16 protein-coding genes are annotated in these 17,286 nt (G+C 66.9%); 3 read left to right on the top strand and 13 right to left on the bottom strand.

What is annotated here, in order from left to right; translation table 11 throughout:
* The first annotated feature begins 118 nt into the window (after positions 1–118).
* Positions 119–283, top strand: a complete 165-nt coding sequence (locus tag GGQ64_RS11025; RefSeq protein WP_183803678.1) for a hypothetical protein — start codon at positions 119–121, stop codon at positions 281–283.
* Positions 284–328: 45 nt separating this feature from the next.
* On the opposite strand, the gene GGQ64_RS11020 is transcribed toward GGQ64_RS11025, so the two are convergent.
* From GGQ64_RS11020 to GGQ64_RS10975, 10 genes are all read right to left on the bottom strand, one after another.
* On the bottom strand, positions 329–1,099 hold the full coding sequence (locus GGQ64_RS11020) for an enoyl-CoA hydratase (protein ID WP_183803675.1): 771 nt from the start codon (positions 1,097–1,099) through the stop codon (positions 329–331).
* Between the two features lie 32 nt (positions 1,100–1,131).
* Entirely contained in the window at positions 1,132–2,025 is an 894-nt protein-coding gene (gene mmsB / locus GGQ64_RS11015) for a 3-hydroxyisobutyrate dehydrogenase (protein WP_183803672.1), read from the bottom strand.
* Positions 2,022–3,140 carry an enoyl-CoA hydratase/isomerase family protein gene (locus GGQ64_RS11010; protein ID WP_183803670.1) on the bottom strand — a complete coding sequence of 373 codons (1,119 nt, stop codon included), beginning with the start codon at positions 3,138–3,140 and terminating at the stop codon, positions 2,022–2,024. Before GGQ64_RS11010 ends, mmsB begins: the two co-directional genes overlap by 4 nt.
* A complete protein-coding gene (gene lpdA / locus GGQ64_RS11005) occupies positions 3,124–4,521 on the bottom strand; it encodes a dihydrolipoyl dehydrogenase (protein WP_183803666.1) in 1,398 nt (465 codons plus the stop codon). The genes GGQ64_RS11010 and lpdA overlap by 17 nt, the downstream gene beginning before the upstream one ends.
* 4 nt (positions 4,522–4,525) lie before the next feature.
* Positions 4,526–5,833: a dihydrolipoamide acetyltransferase family protein gene (locus tag GGQ64_RS11000; protein WP_183803663.1), complete on the bottom strand. Its 1,308-nt coding sequence runs from the start codon at positions 5,831–5,833 to the stop codon at positions 4,526–4,528.
* Between the two features lie 3 nt (positions 5,834–5,836).
* Positions 5,837–6,850: an alpha-ketoacid dehydrogenase subunit beta gene (locus GGQ64_RS10995; protein WP_183803660.1), complete on the bottom strand. Its 1,014-nt coding sequence runs from the start codon at positions 6,848–6,850 to the stop codon at positions 5,837–5,839.
* A 1-nt stretch (position 6,851) separates the two neighbouring features.
* Positions 6,852–8,084: a 3-methyl-2-oxobutanoate dehydrogenase (2-methylpropanoyl-transferring) subunit alpha gene (locus GGQ64_RS10990; protein WP_183803655.1), complete on the bottom strand. Its 1,233-nt coding sequence runs from the start codon at positions 8,082–8,084 to the stop codon at positions 6,852–6,854.
* Positions 8,085–8,327: 243 nt separating this feature from the next.
* On the bottom strand, positions 8,328–9,455 hold the full coding sequence (locus GGQ64_RS10985) for an acyl-CoA dehydrogenase family protein (RefSeq protein WP_183803652.1): 1,128 nt from the start codon (positions 9,453–9,455) through the stop codon (positions 8,328–8,330).
* A 38-nt stretch (positions 9,456–9,493) separates the two neighbouring features.
* On the bottom strand, positions 9,494–10,681 hold the full coding sequence (locus GGQ64_RS10980) for an acetyl-CoA C-acyltransferase (protein WP_183803649.1): 1,188 nt from the start codon (positions 10,679–10,681) through the stop codon (positions 9,494–9,496).
* 45 nt (positions 10,682–10,726) lie between these two features.
* Positions 10,727–11,494, bottom strand: a complete 768-nt coding sequence (locus GGQ64_RS10975; RefSeq protein ID WP_183803645.1) for an SDR family NAD(P)-dependent oxidoreductase — start codon at positions 11,492–11,494, stop codon at positions 10,727–10,729.
* 192 nt (positions 11,495–11,686) lie between these two features.
* On the opposite strand from GGQ64_RS10975, the gene GGQ64_RS10970 reads away from it, so the two are divergent.
* Positions 11,687–12,730 (top strand): AraC family transcriptional regulator, encoded by a 1,044-nt coding sequence (locus GGQ64_RS10970; protein WP_183804255.1) that lies wholly within the window; start codon positions 11,687–11,689, stop codon positions 12,728–12,730.
* Between the two features lie 23 nt (positions 12,731–12,753).
* Here GGQ64_RS10970 and GGQ64_RS10965 read toward each other — a convergent pair whose 3' ends face one another.
* The gene (locus GGQ64_RS10965; protein ID WP_183803642.1) at positions 12,754–13,341 is read right to left on the bottom strand and encodes a YigZ family protein; all 588 of its coding nucleotides are present in this window, start codon (positions 13,339–13,341) and stop codon (positions 12,754–12,756) included.
* Between the two features lie 243 nt (positions 13,342–13,584).
* Between GGQ64_RS10965 and purU the strand changes: the two genes are divergently transcribed.
* Positions 13,585–14,469, top strand: coding sequence for a formyltetrahydrofolate deformylase (purU, locus tag GGQ64_RS10960; RefSeq protein ID WP_183803639.1), 885 nt, complete (start codon positions 13,585–13,587; stop codon positions 14,467–14,469).
* A 97-nt stretch (positions 14,470–14,566) separates the two neighbouring features.
* On the opposite strand, the gene GGQ64_RS10955 is transcribed toward purU, so the two are convergent.
* Entirely contained in the window at positions 14,567–15,889 is a 1,323-nt protein-coding gene (locus tag GGQ64_RS10955) for an NAD(P)/FAD-dependent oxidoreductase (RefSeq protein WP_210300222.1), read from the bottom strand.
* The gene (locus tag GGQ64_RS10950; RefSeq protein ID WP_183803636.1) at positions 15,889–17,238 is read right to left on the bottom strand and encodes a glutamine synthetase family protein; all 1,350 of its coding nucleotides are present in this window, start codon (positions 17,236–17,238) and stop codon (positions 15,889–15,891) included. The genes GGQ64_RS10955 and GGQ64_RS10950 overlap by 1 nt, the downstream gene beginning before the upstream one ends.
* Positions 17,239–17,286: the final 48 nt, after the last annotated feature.

The following is a 17,286-nucleotide window of genomic DNA, read 5'->3' as shown; positions in this document are numbered from 1 at the left end:
TATCTCCCTTCGATACGGTACTGCCACGGTTGCGTCTCCGATGACGCCCCGGATGCAGGCCGGCCATTGAAATGACCCGCGACTGGCCTAGGTGCCGCGGGAAGAGGGGGAGAACGACATGACGTCGGACGATGGACAGCGGAACGGGGAAATCAGCGAGGAGACGATCGCCCGGTTTCTCGAAGGCGGCAACGGCGACGTCCTGACCGACATGCTGGTCAGCGCGCTGAACGAAGCCGGCCGCTTTCTGCGCGAGGAGATGCCGGCCGAGACCCGGCACTGACCGTACGACCCACTGAAAACCGGGCTCGACCTGCCTGCCGGGGCGCTATTTGCCCTCGAAGTTCGGGCTCCGCTTCTCGACGAAGGCCGCCATGCCTTCCTTCTGATCCGCCGTGGCGAAGAGCGCGTGGAACAGCCGGCGCTCGAACAGGATGCCCTCGCGCTGGCCCACTTCAAGTGCCCGGTCGACAGCTTCACGAGCCGCCGTCGTCGCGGCCTTTCCATAGCCGGCTATGGTTTCGGCCGCTTGGAACGCTTCCGCCATCAGCCTCTCGGCGGGAACGATGCGGGCGACCAGGCCGCAACGCTCGGCTTCGGTGGCATCCATCATCCGGCCGGTGAGGATCAGGTCCATTGCCTTGGCCTTGCCGACGAGTCTCGTCAGGCGTTGCGAGCCGCCCATGCCGGGGATGACGCCCAGCTTGATCTCGGGCTGGCCGAACATGGCCGTGTCGGCGGCGAAGATTATGTCGCACATCATCGCAAGCTCGCAGCCGCCACCGAGCGCATAGCCGGAGACGGCCGCGATCTTCGGCGTGCGCAGCGCCGCAAAACGGTCCCAGCCGGCGAAGAAGTCGTCGTTATACATTTCCGAAAACGACTTTTCGGCCATCTCCTTGATATCGGCGCCGGCGGCGAAGGCCTTGTCCGAGCCGGTGATGACGAAGCAACCGACGCCGGGATCGCGGTCGAGCGGCGCAAGCTCGTTCCCTAAGGCCAGCATGATCTCGGAATTGAGCGCGTTGCGTGCCGCCGGCCGGTTCAGCCTGACGATGACGACGCGGCCCTGACGTTCGACGATGATCGGCTTTTCCAACGACGTTTCTCCTGTTTTCTGGTTCGGGCCCGTCAGGCGCCCGAAACGGATTTATCGCGCAACATGTTGATGATGCCAGAGAAATCCTTCTCGCCGAAACCCTCGTCGGCAAAGAGCTGATAGAGGCGTGCGGCCTTGGCGCCGAGCGGCGTCATGGCGCCCGCGTCCTCGGCGGCCGCCTGCGACAGCTTCAGGTCCTTCAGCATCAAGGCTGCTGCGAAACCCGGCTCGTAGTTGCGATTGGCGGGCGATGTCGGCACGGGGCCGGGCACCGGGCAATAGGTCGTCAGCGACCAGCACTGGCCGGAGGAGACGGAGGCGACGTCGTAGAGCGCCTGGTGGGTGAGGCCTAGCTTTTCGCCGAGCACGAAAGCCTCGCCGACGGCGATCATGCTGATGCCGAGGATCATGTTATTGCAGATCTTGGCCGCCTGGCCGGCCGAGGCGTCGCCGCAGTGTATGATCCTGCTGCCCATCGCCTTGAAGACGGGCTCTGCGCCGGCAAAGACCTCGACTGCGCCGCCGATCATGAAGGTGAGCGTGCCCGCCGCAGCCCCGCCGGTGCCTCCCGAGACGGGGGCGTCGAGCGCCGGGCAACCTTTTGCAGCCGCAAGCGCATGGGCCTTGCCGGCGCTGTCGATGTCGATCGTCGAGCAGTCGATGAGGAGCGTGCCGGCCGGAACCGCCTCCACCAGTTCCTGCCAGACCGCGAGCACGTGCTTTCCGGCCGGGAGCATGGTGATGACCGTGCCCGCCCCGGAAACCGTCTCGGCAAGGGAGGGGAATGTGGCGATGCCGTTCTGCCGGGCGAGCTCGAGCGACGGGCCCGCCAGATCGAAGCCGCGGACGTCGTGCCCCGCCCCCACCAGGTTCGCGGCCATGGGGCCGCCCATGTGACCGAGGCCGATGAATGCGATGGAGGTCATGTGCGCTCTCCTTTCCCAGGGGCTGCCGGAAACAGCGGGTCGACCGAGGGCTCAAAGAACGCAGAGACGTCCGTGTCGGTGACATCGGCGAGCCGTGCCGGGCGCCATTGCGGATTGCGATCCTTGTCGATCACCGCGGCGCGCACGCCCTCGTAGAAATCATGGCTCTTCAGGACGGCCGCGGTTGCAGCGAACTCGTTTTCGAGGCAGGCCTCCAGCGAGGGTGCGTCGCGGCCGAGGCGCAGCAACCGCAGCGTGACCTTCAGGCTCAGCGGCGACCTTGCCTGCAGGGCGGCAAGCGTTTCCATCGCAAAGGGCGTGCCGTCGTCCTGCAGCGCCCGGATGATCTCGTCCATCGTGTCGAAGGCGAAGAGCCGGTCTATGGCGGGCTTCTGCTGTGCCACGGCTGTATCCGGCGGGGCGACGGCCAATGCGGCAACGGTCGCCGACACGTCGGCGCGTGTGGCCTGGGCCGGAAGGTTCGCCAGCGCGTCCACCAGCGCCGGAAGCCCGGCGGAGGGGAGGCAGTGGTCGGCAAGGCCGAATGCGATCGCGTCGCCGGCCAGGAGCTGTGTGCCGGTCAGCGCCGCATAGGTGCCGAGTTCGCCCTTCATGCGCGTCAGGAACCACGAGGCGCCGACATCGGGGAAGAAGCCGATGCCAGTTTCGGGCATGGCGAGCCGGGTGCGCTCGGTGACGATGCGGTGGCTGCCGTGGACGGAGACGCCGGCGCCGCCGCCCATGACGATCCCGTCCATGAACGCCACATAGGGCTTACGCAGGCGCGCGAGCCGGGCGTTCATGCGGTACTCCTCGCGCCAGAAGGTCGCTGGAGCGTCCGAGCCGGCCCTGCCGCCGTCGTAGATCATGCGGATGTCGCCGCCGGCGCAGAGCCCGCGCTCGCCTTCGCCGGTGACAAGGACGGCTGCGACCTGCGGATCGTCCTCGAAGTCGTCCAGCGCCCGTTCGATGTCGCGCACCATCGCCAGGGTCAGGCTGTTCAGCGCCTTCGGCCTGTTGAGCCGGATTCGGCCGAGCGCGCCGGTCCGCTCGACGAGCGTCTGGATTTCCGCCGCAGCCGCGGCCGTGGTTGCGGGGTCAGATGTGGAGGGCATGGCCGAGGGCTTTCAATGCGGCTTCCTGCAAGCCTTCGCTGCGGGTCGGGTGGGCATGGATGGTGCCGGCGATATCCTCCAACCGGGCGCCCATTTCGAGCGCCAGCGAAAACGCGCTGGAGAGTTCGGAGATGCCGGCGCCGACCGCCTGCAGGCCGAGCACCAGATTGGTGTCGGCGCGGGCGACGACGCGCACGAAGCCGTCCTCCGACTGGGTGGTCATGGCGCGGCCGTTGGCGCTGAAGGGGAACTGGCCGATACGGACCTCATAGCCCTGGGCGCGAGCCTCGTCGGGCGACAGGCCGGCCGAGACGATTTCCGGATCGGTGAAACAGACGGCGGGGATGGAGCGCTTGTCCCACGAACGCTTGCGCCCAGCGACGATCTCGGCGACCATCTCGCCCTGCGCCATCGCCCGGTGGGCGAGCATCGGTTCGCCGGTGACGTCGCCGATCGCATGAATGCCGCGCATGGAGGTGCGGCAGCGGTCGTCGACGCGGATGAACCGTCCGGAGCGGTCGAGGTCGAGTTCCTCGAGCCCCCAGCCCTCGGTGCGCGGCTTGCGCCCCACTGTGACGAGGATCCGGTCGGCGGGCAGCGATTGCTCCTTGCCGTCGGCGGTCTCGATCAGGAGGCCGTCGCCCTGCCCGGAGAGCCCCTTTGCCTTGGTATCGGTCATGACCTGCACGCCGAGCTCGGCAAGCCGCTTGGCCACGGGCTTGACCAGTTCGGCGTCGTATTGCGGCAGGATCTGCGGCGTCGCCTCGACCACGGTCACCGCGGCGCCCATCTTGGCGAAGGCGGTGCCGAGCTCCAGGCCGATATAGCCGCCGCCGACGACCACGAGCCGCTTCGGCACGGTGGCCAGCGACAGGGCCTCGGTGGACGAGATGATCGGTCCGCCGAAGGGCAGGAACGGCAGTTCGACCGGTTCGGAACCGGTGGCGATCACCACGGTCTCGGCGCGGATGACCTGCGTGCCGGTTTCCGTCTCGACCTCGACCGTCTTGCCGTCGCGGAAGCGCGCGGGGCCGTGCACGATCTTGACCTTGGCCTTGCGCAGCAGCCCGAGCACGCCGCTGTTGAGCCGGCCGACGATGCCGTCCTTCCAGCGGACGGTCTGGGCCAGGTCGAGCTTCGGCTGCTCGACGGAGATGCCCAGTATGTCCGTGGCAAGGCTCATGTGGCGAACCTTGTCGAACTCGTCGGCGGCATGGATCAGCGCCTTGGAGGGGATGCAGCCGATATTGAGGCAGGTGCCGCCGGCCTTGACGGCCTCGACGATGACTGTGTCGACGCCGAGCTGTCCGGCGCGAATGGCGCAGATATAGCCGCCGGGGCCGGCGCCGATGACGAGAAGCTTGCAGACGATCTCTTTCATTCGATCAGCCTTCGATGAAGATCAAAGCAGGGGTTTCGAGCAGCGTCTTGATCCGCTGGACGAAGATCGCCGCGTTCCATCCGTCGACGATCCGGTGGTCGAAGCTGGACGAGAGGTTCATGATCTTGCGCGGAATGAACTGCGTCCCGTCCCAGACGGGTCGGGTCGCGATCTTGTTGACGCCGACGATCGCCACTTCCGGGTGGTTGATGATCGGCGTCGTGACGATGCCGCCGAGCGCGCCGAGCGAGGTGATGGTGATGGTCGAGCCGGACAGTTCCTCGCGCGCGGCCGTGCCGTTCCTGGCCGCCTCGGCGAGACGCGTCAGCTCAGTGGCGCTGTCCCAGATCGAGCGCGCTTCGGCATGGCGTACGACCGGGACGATCAGCCCCGCCGGCGTCTGGGTGGCGATGCCGATGTGGACGGCACCGTAGCGGGTGACGATGCCGGCATCGTCGTCGAAGGTGGCGTTGACATCCGGCTGCTCGGCGAGCGTCCTGACCATCGCCCGCATCAGGAAGGGCAGGATCGTCAGCTTGGCCTGGTCGGGCTTGCGGCCGTTGTTCATCGTCGTCCGCAGGTCCTCCAGGTCGGTGACGTCCACCTCCTCGACATAGGTGATGTGGGGGATGCGCGAGGCCGAAAGCCGCATCTTCTCGGCGATCCGGCGGCGCATGCCGGTGACTTTGATCTCCTCGGTCGCCGTCTTCCGGGCGAGGCCGGCGGGGACTGCGGCGGGCTGGACGCCGCGGGCCAGAAACTGGTCGAGGTCGTCGTGGCCGATGCGGCCCGCAGGCCCCGTGCCCGTCACCTGACGCAGGTCGATGCCGGCCTCCTGGGCGCGGAGCCGGACGGCGGGCGAGGCGAGCGGCCTTTCCGCGGGCTCGCGCGGGACGGGACGCTCTGCGTGTTTCGGCTCTGCCGCGGCCGGTTCCGCAGGGGGCGCCCGGTTCTGTCGAACCTGTGCCGGCTGTTGCTGCACGGGCTCTGCCCTTGTCGGCTCCACGGCCTCGGCTTTCGGGGCAGGCTCAGCCGCAGCCTCGTCGTCACCGGTCACCTGCCCACTTTCGCCGGCAATCTGGATGCGCAGGAGCGGCGCCTTGACCGCGACCGTGTCGCCGACCTCTGCACCGAGCCAGAGCACGGTGCCGTCGACCGGCGAGGGGATCTCGACGGTGGCCTTGTCGGTCATGACGGCGGCGAGCACCATGTCTTCGCGCACCGGATCGCCCGGCTTGACGTGCCATTCCACCAGTTCGGCCTCGGCGACGCCTTCGCCCACGTCCGGCATCTTGATGACGAATTCGCCCATCCCTCAGCCCTCCATCACTTCTTTCAGCGCCCGGCCGACGCGGGCGGGGCCGGGGAAATAGTCCCATTCCTGCGCGTGCGGATAGGGCGTATCCCAGCCGGTGACGCGCACGATCGGCGCCTCGAGGTGATAGAAGCAATGCTCCTGCACCAGCGCTGCCACCTCGCCGCCGAAGCCGGAGGTCAGCGTCGCCTCGTGCACGACGACGCAGCGGCCGGTCTTCTTCACGGACTGGACGATCGTGTCCAGGTCGAGCGGCAGCAGGCTGCGCAGGTCGATCACCTCGGCGTCGATCCCGGTTTCCTCGGCCGCGGCGAGCGCGACGTGGACCATGGTCCCGTAGGCGACCACGGTAACGGCCTCGCCCGGCCTGCGCACTTCCGCCTTGCCGATCGGAATGGTGTAGTGGCCTTCGGGAACCTCGCCGAGGTCGTGCTTCGACCAGGGGGTGACGGGCTTTTCGTGATGGCCGTCGAAGGGGCCGTTGTAGAGCCGCTTCGGCTCGAGGAACATCACCGGGTCCGGATCCTCGATCGCGGCGATCAAGAGGCCCTTGGCGTCATAGGGATTGGAGGGGACGATTACCTTCAGGCCGCAGACATGGGTGAACAGCGCCTCGGGGCTCTGGCTGTGCGTCTGGCCGCCGAAGATGCCGCCGCCGGTCGGCATCCGCACGACGATCGGGCAGGTGAAGTCGCCGTTGGAGCGGTAGCGGATGCGGGCTGCTTCCTGGGTGATCTGGTCGTAGGCCGGATACATGTAGTCGGCGAATTGGATCTCGATGCAGGGCTTCAGGCCGTAGGCGGCCATGCCGATCGCCGTTCCGAGGATGCCGGATTCGTTGATCGGCGCATCAAAGCAGCGGGTCTTGCCGTATTTCGCCTGCAAGCCCTGGGTGCAGCGGAAGACGCCGCCGAAATAGCCGACGTCCTCACCGAAGACGACGACGTCATCGTCGCGCCCCATCGATACGTCCATGGCGCTGCGGACGGCCTCGATCATTGTCATTCTTGCCATGTCAGTATCCTGCCTTCTGCCGCTGGCGGCGGATATGGGCGGGCATTTCCGCATAGACGCCCTCGAAGATGTCGCGCACGGACGGCTTGCCGCCCGCATGCAGCGTGCCGTGGCTCTCGGCTTCCTTCTGCGCCTGGATCACCTCGTCGAGGATCTCGGCCTCCGACTGAACGTGACGCTCCTCCGACCAGATGCCGCGCATGATCAGATGGTTCTTCAGCCGCAGAACCGGATCGCCCAGCGGCCAGGCTTCCGATTCGGTCTTGGGGCGGTAGGCGCTTGGATCGTCCGAGGTCGAATGCGCGCCTACCCGGTAGGTGACGTATTCGATCAGCGTCGGCCCGAGGTTCTGCCGCGCGCGCTCGGCCGCCCATTTCGCCACCGCATAGACGGCGAGGTAATCGTTGCCGTCGACGCGCAAGGCGGGGATGCCGAAGCCGAGGCCACGGGCGGCGAACGTGCCCGATCCGCCGCGGGCGATCCCCTGGAAGGTGGAGATGGCCCACTGGTTGTTGACGATGTTGAGGATGACAGGTGCCTTGTAGGTGGAGGCGAAGACGAGGGCGGAATGGAAATCGGATTCGGCGGTCGAGCCGTCGCCGATCCAGGCGGCAGCGATCTTCGTGTCGTTTTTGATCGCCGATGCCATAGCCCATCCGACGGCCTGCACATACTGCGTGGCGAGGTTGCCCGAAATGGTGAAGAAGCCGTGCTCCTTGGAGGAATACATGATCGGCAGCTGCCGGCCGCGCAGCGGGTCGGCCTCGTTCGAGTAGATCTGGTTCATCATCTCGACCATCGGATAGTCGTCGGCGATCAGGAGCCCTGCCTGCCGGTAGGTGGGGAAGTTCATGTCGCCCTTCACCAGCGCCTTGCGGAAGGCGCAACTGACGGCTTCCTCGCCCAGATGCTGCATGTAGAACGAGGTCTTGCCCTGCCGCTGTGCCATCAGCATGCGCGCGTCGAAGGCCCGCAGCTTCATCATGTTGCGCAGGCCCGCCAGCAGTTCCTCGTCGGAGAGCAGCCCGGCCCATGGCCCCACCGCCTCGCCGTCGCGGTTCAGCACGCGGATGATCGAGTAGGCGAGGTCGCGGACGTCCTCCGGGGCCACGTCGACGGGAGGCCGCGGCACGGAGCCCGCCTTCGGTATCTTCACGGTGGAAAAGTCCGGCTGGCCGCCCGGCCGGACGGCGGGCTCGGGCACATGCAGGCTTAGATGCGGGACATCGGTCATGTACGCTCCGTTCGTGTCTGGATTGCCCCCTCATCCGCCCTTCGGGCACCTTCTCCCCGAGGGGGAGAAGAGGCAGGGAGCGGCTCCGTCCGTCTATTGCCGCTGACCGCGCAGTGCGCGGAAACGATGTTGCTTTTCGCCAGGTCGGGCCGAATATTCCCTCTTCTCCCCGGCGGGGAGAAGGTGCCCGAAGGGCGGATGAGGGGGCCTTTCCGGCTTGTCAGGAGGATCATTCCATTCCCCTCACAGGTTCCGGGCGATGACGATGCGCTGGACGTCGCTCGTTCCCTCGTAGATCTGGCAGATCCTGACGTCGCGGTAGATGCGCTCGACCGGGTAGTCGGCCATGTAGCCGTAGCCGCCGTGGATCTGGATCGCGTCCGAGCAGACCTTCTCGGCCATTTCGGAGGCGAAGAGCTTCGCCATCGAGGCCTCGGTGAGGCAGGGCTGCCCCTCCTCCTTCAACTGGGCCGCATGCAGGACCATCTGGCGCGCCACCTCGATCCGGGTCGCCATGTCGGCGAGGCGGAAGGCGACTGCCTGGTGCTCGATGATCGGCGTCCCGAAGGCCGTACGCTCGCGGGCATAGTCGCGCGCCGCCTCGAAGGCCGAACGCGCCATGCCGACGGACTGCGCGGCAATGCCGATGCGCCCGCCCTCCAGGTTGGACAGCGCGATCCGGTAGCCCTCGCCCTCGCCACCGAGGCGGAGATCGGCGGGGATCCGCATCGCGTTGAAGGCGATCTGGCAGGTGTCGGAGGAATGGAGCCCGAGCTTCTGCTCCACCCGCACCACCTCGTAGCCCGGCGTGTCGGTCGGGACGATGAAGGCGGAGATGCCCTTCTTGCCGGCGTCCGGATCGGTGACGGCGAAGACGATGACGACGTTGCCGTTCTTGCCCGAGGTGATGAACTGCTTGGCGCCGTCGATAACGTAGTGATCGCCGTCGCGACGGGCGCGCGTCTTCAGATTCGAGGCGTCGGAGCCGGCCTGCGGCTCGGTCAGGGCGAAGCCGCCGATCCATTCGCCGGATGCCAGTTTCGGCAGGAAGCGCTGTTTCTGTTCCTCGGTGCCGTATTTCAGGATCGGCACGCAGCCGACCGAGCTGTGCACGCTCATGATGGTCGAGCAGGGTCCGTCGCCGGCGGCGATCTCCTCCAGGGCCACGGCATAGGCGACCGTTCCGGTCTCCGAGCCGCCATAGGCTTCCGGCACCAGCATGCCGAGGAAGCCGAGTTCGCCCATCTCCCGCAGTTCCTCGCGGGGAAAGCGGCTCTCGGCATCGCGCTCGGCCGCGCCCGGCACGAGCCGCTCGCGGGCGAAGTCGCGCGCCATGTCGCGGATCTGGATCTGCTCTTCGTTCAGGATCATGCGCCGGTCTCCTCCCCGAAACCGTTCAGTATAACCGTTCAGTGCATTTCGACTGCGAGCGCGGTCGCCTCGCCGCCGCCGATGCACAGGGTCGCCATGCCACGTTTCATGCCGTAGCGCTCGAGCGCCGACAGCAGGGTGACTATGACGCGGGCGCCGGATGCGCCGATCGGGTGGCCGAGCGCGCAGGCGCCGCCGTGGACGTTGACCTTGTCGTGCGGCAGGTCGAGGTCGCGCATCGCCGCCATGGCGACGACGGCAAAGGCCTCGTTGATCTCGAACAGGTCGATATCCTTCAGGTTCCAGCCGGTCCGTTCCGAAAGCCGGCGCAGCGCGCCGATCGGGGCTGTGGCGAAGAGGTTCGGCTCCTGCGAATGGGTGGCGTGGCCGATAATGGTCGCCAGCGGATCGATGCCTTCCCGCTCGGCCTGCGAGCGCCGCATCAACACCAGCGCCGCGGCGCCGTCCGAGATGGACGAGGAATTGGCGGCCGTCACCGTCCCGTTTTCGCGGAAGGCCGGCTTCAGCGTCGGGATCTTCTCCAGCCTCGCCTTGCCCGGCTGCTCGTCGCGGCCGACCACCTGCTCGCCCTTGCCGTCCCGCACCGTGACCGGCGCGATCTCGGCGTCGAAGGCGCCCTTCTCGATCGCAGCTTGCGCGCGGGTTAGCGAGGTCACGGCGTAGTCGTCCTGCGCGGGGCGGGTGAACTGGTAGGCCTCGGCGCAGTCTTCGGCAAACGTTCCCATCAGGCGGCCCCTGTCATAGGCGTCCTCCAGCCCGTCGAGGAACATGTGGTCGACGATCCGGCCGTGCCCGAGACGGTAGCCGCTGCGGGCACGCTCCAGCAGATAGGGCGCATTCGTCATGCTTTCCATGCCCCCGGCCACAGCAATCGAGGCGCTGCCCGCGGCGATGAGGTCATGGGCGAGCATCACCGCCTTCATGCCGGAGCCGCACATCTTGTTGACGGTCGTAGCACCGGTGCCGAAGGGCAGCCCGGCGCCGAGCGCGGCCTGGCGGGCGGGCGCTTGTCCCTGGCCGGCCGGGAGCACGCAGCCGAACAGCACCTCGTCGACCGTTTCGGGGTTCACGCCGCTGCGATCGAGCGCTGCGCGGATCGCGGTCGCACCGAGGTGTGGCGCGGTGGCGCCCTTCAGGTCGCCCTGAAAGCCGCCCATGGGGGTCCGTGCCATGCCGACGATGACAACCGGGTCTTCCATTGCCATTTCATTTCCTCCCGAAACGTGGTTTGGCCGAAGTGCCGATCGGCATCAGCGCGGCGGCATGCGCAGCGCGCCGTCGAGGCGGATGACCTCGCCGTTGAGCATCGCATTCTCGCAGATATGGCGAACGAGTGCCGCAAATTCCGGCGGCCGGCCGAGACGCGAGGGGAAGGGCACGCTCTTTCCCAGCGCATCCTGCACCTCCTGCGGCATTCCCGCCATCATCGGCGTCTCGAAGATGCCGGGCGCGATGGTGACCACACGGATGCCGTGGCGGGCGAGCTCGCGGGCGATCGGCAGGGTCATCGCCGCCACGCCGCCCTTCGACGCCGCATAGGCCGCCTGGCCGATCTGGCCGTCGAAGGCTGCGACGGAGGCCGTGCTGACGATGACGCCGCGCTCGCCGTCCTGGCCGGGCGCCTCGTTTGCGATCGCCGCGGCGGCGACCCGGATCATGTTGAAGGTGCCGGTCAGATTGATGGCGATGGTGCGGGCGAAGTTGTCCAGCCGATGCGGGCCGTCGCGGCCGAGCACCTTTTCGCCCGGGGCGACGCCGGCGCAGTTCACCAGCCCGTGCAGGTGGCCGAAGCGGGCGATCGCCGCGTCCACGGCTGCTTGCGCGTCCTGCTCCTGCGTCACGTCGGTGCGCAGGAAGATGGCGGCATCGCCGAGTTCGGCCGCCGTCTGCGCACCGGCCTGCGCGTTGACGTCGGCTATGAGGACGTTGGCGCCCTCGCCGGCCAGCATGCGGGCGACCGCAGCGCCGAGGCCCGATCCGCCGCCGGTGACGATGAATGACTTGCCGCCGATCAGCATGGCTTCGCTCCCACGAGGCCGACGAGATCCGCGAGGCGGTCGCGATATGCCATGCAGTCCTCCCAGCGCTGCATTGCCGCCAGGCGCACATGCCCGACGTTTGCCGGATCCTATTCCGGCGGAATATTGCAAGCGATGACCGAAGTATCTCGATTTTTCGGCCGATTTTACCATATGCTTGCGGCCATGACGATGACGGAAACCGGGCGGCGGATGATATCGCCCTCCTTCGTGGAGGAAGCGCTCGATTGCCTGCGCCGCCACGGCAAGCCGGTGGAGCCGTTGCTTGCGGCGATAGGCCTGCCCGCGGTGATCGACGCGCCGGTCTCGGCGGAGAGCTACGGCCGTCTCTGGCTTGCGATCGCTGCCGAGGTGGACGACGAGTTTTTTGGCATGGGCGGGCGGGCGATGCGGCGCGGCAGCTTCACCCTGCTCTGCCACTGCGTGCTGCATGCCGGCACGCTGGAGCAGGCCCTGCGGCGGGCGCTGCGCTTCCTCGACGTGGTGCTGGAGGATCCGGCCGGCCGGCTGGATCTTGCCGACGGGCTGGCGCAGGTCACGCTGTCGGATCGTGACGGGCCGCGTTCGGCGTTCGCCTACCGGACCTACTGGATCCTGCTGCACGGGATCGCCTGCTGGCTGGTGGGGCGCCGCATCCCGATCCGCTCGGTGGATTTCCGCTGTCCTGAGCCGCGTCAGGCGGCGGACTACCGCCTGTTCTTCGGCGCGCCGGTGCGCTTCTCCCAGCCTGCGAGCCGGCTTTCGTTCGACGCCAGCGTACTGAAGCTGCCGATCGCCCGCAGCGAGCAGGCGCTGAAACAGTTCCTGCGCGGCGCGCCGGCCAATATCCTCGTTCGCTATCGTTATGATGCCGGGCTTGCATCGGGTGTGCGCAGGCGCCTGCGGCAGGTGCCGCCGGCATCGTGGACGGGTTTCGACGCGCTTGCCGCGCAGATGCGCATCGCGCCTTCGACATTGCGGCACAGGCTGCAGGCGGAGGGGCAGAGCTATGGCGGCATCAAGGACGAGATCCGCCGGGAGATGGCGATCGAGATGCTGCAGACGAGCGCGCTCGGGATCGGGGAGATCGCGGTGCAGCTCGGCTTTTCCGAGCCCAGCGCCTTCCACCGCGCCTTCCGGAAATGGACCTCGAAGAGCCCGGCCGCCTACCGGCGCGAAACGACACCCAGCAGGCCCGAAGCAGACGGAACCGGGAGCGAGTCTGCGCGACCCTAGATCACGTCACGGCTCGCAGCCGTTCACGCGTCGAAATCGACAGTCGCCCTGCCTGCAGTGATATCGATCAGCATGCGGGCGATCGCGTCCGCTGCGGATTCCGGAAGTGCCACGGCAAGTTCGGCACCGGTCTCGAAGAACCTCTCATTGTCCAAGCGCACGCCGGGTGCTGTTGCGAGGCGGGCCTTGACGAGGGCCAAGTCGGAGAAGATGCAGGTGACGCGCGCCTCGACGCGGACGACGAGCTCGATCTTGTCCGTCGCCCGCAGGCAGGCGGCAGCGGTGCCGCCATAGGCGCGGACCAGGCCGCCGCTGCCGAGCAGGATGCCGCCGAACCAGCGAGTCACCACGACGGCGACGCCGTCGAGTGTCTGGCCATCGATCGCCTGCAGGATCGGCTTTCCGCCGGTGCCGGAGGGCTCGCCGTCGTCGCTGAAGCGATAGACCTGTCCAATGCGCCAGGCAAAGCAGTTGTGGTTCGCCGCCGCATCCGAATGGGCCGCGACGAAGTCTTTTGCCGCCTGCTCGCCGGTTATCGGACCCGCCGTGGCGCGGAACCGGCCCTTCTTGATCTCCTGTTCGAAGGTCGCGGTGGCTTGCAGGGTGAACACGGGCTCTCACCGTTGGACGGGCTGCGGCATGCGGACTTGTCGTAGAACCTGGACGATCTTGCCAGCCCTTGCCTCTTTCCTGCCACTGGATGTCGCGAACCGATGCGCCCGCACCACCGGGCCGACTTAGCTTGCGCTCACATGCGGGCCTTGCCAAATCCGTCGGCGATTGAGATATCGTCAACCGCCGAACAGCGGAGGCCAGGGCCGCGGCGGGGCGTATCGACAGCGAGAGTGGAACCGATGAAGAGCTATGTACTGACCGTATCTTGCGTTTCAACCCGCGGCATCGTGGCCGCGATCACCACTTATCTTGCCGACAGAGGTGGCTACATCTCGGACAGCTCGCAGTTCGACGATCTCGAGACCGGCATGTTCTTCATGCGGCTGACCTTCATCAGCCAGGAAGGCGCCACCGAAGCCGACATCAAGGAGGGCTTCGAGCCGGTCGCCAAGAAGTTCGGCATGACCTGGCAGCTGCACGATTCCGTAGCGCGCATGAAGGTGCTGCTGATGGTCTCGCGCTTCGGCCACTGCCTGAACGACCTGCTCTACCGCTGGAAGATCGGGGCGCTGCCGATCGACATCGTCGGTGTCGTCTCCAACCACTTCGACTACCAGAAGGTCATCGTCAATCACGACATCCCCTTCCACCACGTCAAGGTGACGAAGGAGAACAAGCCGCAGGCCGAGGCCCGGCTGATGGAGATCGTCGAGCAGTCGGATGCCGACCTGATCGTGCTGGCCCGCTACATGCAGGTTCTCTCCGATGCGGTCTGCAAGAAGATGTCGGGACGGATCATCAACATCCACCATTCGTTCTTGCCGTCGTTCAAGGGCGCAAACCCCTACAAGCAGGCGTTCGAGCGCGGCGTGAAGCTGATCGGCGCCACCGCGCACTACGTCACCGAGGATCTGGACGAAGGTCCGATCATCGAGCAGGACGTCGCCCGGATTACCCATGCCCAGAGCGCCGAGGACTACGTCTCGATCGGCCGCGATGTGGAGAGCCAGGTGCTGGCCCGTGCCGTGCACGCCCATATCCACCACCGCGTATTCATGAACGGCAACAAGACGATCGTCTTCCCGGCGAGCCCGGGCTCCTACAAGTCCGAGCGCATGGGCTGAGGACGGCAGCAGACCGAACGGGCGAAAGGCCGGCGGAGGGTTTCCGCCGGCCTTTCGCTTTCAGGCCCGATGCGCGGTCGCGCCATCGCCGCCGGCTTCAGAGGCCGAAGGCGTCCTTGAACTGGTACCACCAGGAGCCGATGGTCGAATACTGGGCGCGGAAGGTGCGGCCGCCGGGGAAGGGAATCCAGGGCAGCCTTTCGAACTGGCTGAACCGGCTGAGGTCGCCGTGGATCGCCTCGCTCAGGATCTTGCCGAAGAGGTGCGATCCGGTGACGCCGTGACCGCTGTAGCCATGGGCGAAATAGGTGTTTTTGCCGATCTTGCCCATCTGCGGCACGCGCGAGAAGGACAGCGCGAAGTTGCCGCTCCAGGCGTAGTCGATCTTCACGCCCTTCAGCGACGGAAACACCTTTTCCAGGTTCGGCTTCAGCTTGGCGCGCACGTCGGCCGGGTCGGTGCCGCCGTAGACGGTGCCGCCGCCGAAGATCATGCGCTTGTCCGCCGACAGGCGGAAATAGTCGAGAATGTAGCGCACGTCCTCGACGCACATGTCGCTCGGGATCAACGCGTCGGCGCGTTCAGTGCCGAGTGGTTCGGTGGCGATCATCTGGGTGGAGACCGGCATGACGCGGGAGACGAGCTTGGGGACCACGTCGCCGAGATAGGCGTTGCCGCAAAGGACGGCGACATTCGCCGTCACCCGGCCCTTCGCGGTGTGGATCACCGGCCGCTCGGCCTCGTGTTCGACTCTCGTCACGGGGGACTGCTCGTAGATCACGCCGCCGAGCGTCTCCAATGCCGCGGCCTCGCCGAGGACGAGATTGAGCGGATGCATGTGGCCGCCGGTGCGGTCGAGCATGCCGCCGACATAGGCGTCGGTGTTGACGAGCTTGCGGATGGCCTCCCGGTCGAGGAGTTCGTGGTCGTCCATGCCGTAGCCCTTCCACAGGGCCTTCTTGTGCTCGAGGTCTTTCATGTGCGCTGCCGTGTAGGCGGCGTAGATATTGCCGTCCTTCAGGTCGCATTCGATGCCGTACTGGCCGACGATGCGGCGGATGATGCGGCCGCCCTCCTGCACGAGAGCGCCGACGAAGGCGCCGGCCTCCTCGCCGTAGCGGCGCCTGATCGTTTCGAGGCTGGCGTTCAGGCCGTTGACGACCTGGCCGCCGTTGCGCCCGGAAGCGCCCCAGCCGACCCCGGCCCCCTCGACGACGACGACCTTGTAGCCCTTCTCGGCGAGGTGGATGGCCGTCGACAGGCCGGAATAGCCGGCACCGAGCACGGCGACGTCCGCCTCGACATCGCCCTCGAGCACCTTCGGCGTGCGGATGATGTTGCGGGAGGCGGCATAGTAGCTGCCGGGGTAGCTGCCGTCGCCGGCGTAGGATCGTGCGGACTTGGAGGCAATGTCGAGCATCAGACGATTTCCAGGTAGGCGCTGAATTCGAAATCGGTCACCTGTTCGGCGAAGCCGGCGATCTCCTGCCGTTTGCAGGCGATCAGCATGGAACGGAAATCGGGATCGAAGATCTCCGAGACGATCGGGCCGTTCTCGAAGGCGGTGACCGCCGAGCCCCATTCGCTGGGAATGCGCGCGGCCTTGGCCTGGTAGGCGCGGCCGGTGACGGGTGCCGGCGGATCCCACTTGTTGCGGATGCCGGTCAGGGCCGCTCCCAGGATGCCCGCCATGACGAGGTAGGGGTTGGCGTCGGCGCCGGCGACGCGGTGCTCGATGCGTCGCGCGGCGGTGTTGCCGCCGGGAATGCGGATGGCTGCCGTGCGGTTCTCGTAACCCCAGGTGATCGATGTGGGGGCGTGCGTGTCCGGCCGCAGGCGGCGGTAGGAATTGTAGTGGGGGGCGAAGAGCAGCGTCGTCTCGGCCATGCCGCGGGTGAGCCCGGCAACCGCATGGCGCATGATGTCGGACCCGAGTTCGGTACCGTCGTCGAAGACGTTGCGGTCGTTCTCGTCGATGAGGCTGAAATGGACGTGCATGCCGCTGCCTGAACGCAGGCCGTAGGGCTTGGCCATGAAGGTGGCGGCAAAGCCGTGCTTGCGCGCCACGCCCTTGATGATGCGCTTGAAGAACAGCGCGTCGTCGGCCGCCTTGAGTGGGTCGTCGGTGTGCATCAGGTTGATCTCGAACTGGCCGATGCCGTTTTCGGCGACGGCGGAGTCCGCCGGCACGTTCTGGCGCTCGCACTCGGCGTAGACGTCGGAGAAGAACTGGCCGAAGTCGTCGAGTTCGTCGATCGACAGGATCGCGTCGGAATCGAGCCGCTTGCCGGTATAGGGCGAGATCGGCGGCTCGGCGTGGTCTGGCTCCGAATCGATCAGGTAGAACTCCATCTCGGAGGCGACGACGGGCCTGAGGCCGAGCTCGTGGTACTGGCGGACGATATGGGCGAGCGCCTGGCGCGGATCGGCCAGGAAGGGCTCGCCCGTCTCCTTGAACAGCCAGAGCGGCACGACTGCGCTGGGTTTGAGCGTCCAGGTGACCGGCAGGGCGCCGCGCCCGGTCGGACTGCAGATGCCGTCCATGTCGCCGCTGGCGAAGACCTGCGACGAGCCGACGATGTCCTCGCCCCAGACGTCGACGCCGACGATGGACAGCGGCATGCGGATGCCGCCTTCGAGCACCTTCTTGGCCTGCCCGATCGGCACGCGCTTGCCGCGAAGGATACCGTTCAGATCGCAGACAACGGCCTGGATGCTCTCGACGGAATCGGCGTTTGCCAGCCAGTCGTGCGCCTCGGAATCAGACATGAACCCCTCGAATTCTTCTCAAAATTATTCAGTATCACATATTGATTT

This window comes from Mycoplana azooxidifex, assembly GCF_014196765.1.
In the GTDB taxonomy this organism is placed as follows: Bacteria; Pseudomonadota; Alphaproteobacteria; order Rhizobiales; family Rhizobiaceae; genus Mycoplana; species Mycoplana azooxidifex.
This window is presented reverse-complemented; position numbering and strand designations above follow the sequence as displayed.